We start from the raw sequence: 264 nt of genomic DNA on the forward strand, positions 1-264 counted from the left end.
TGCCACACCCGAGATGTTTGAAAAACACGTATTAAATGAGTCTTATCCACTTTGGTACAGGCAGGTGTATCAAGAATTGAACCACAAAGCCCTGAGTTCAAAAGCGTTCTATGAATTGCCGAATACTATTGCGGCCAATGAAGCACTGCAAAATCCACAACATCAATTTATTTCCTTTGCGGATAAGCGTTCGTCAATCAGCAATAAATAATCTCAATTATCGGTGTTATAATTGCTACAAATAACACAATTATGATGCCTTAA

General features: G+C 37.5%; 1 pseudogene. It reads left to right on the forward strand.

Features of this window, described 5'->3' with window-relative positions:
* Positions 1-211 (forward strand): annotated as a pseudogene (locus AB4585_RS28125) (EAL domain-containing protein); the annotation flags it as partial.
* Positions 212-264: the final 53 nt, after the last annotated feature.

The sequence above is a fragment of the Vibrio sp. 10N.222.49.C9 genome, from assembly GCF_041474985.1.
Classification (GTDB): Bacteria; Pseudomonadota; Gammaproteobacteria; order Enterobacterales; family Vibrionaceae; genus Vibrio; species Vibrio crassostreae_C.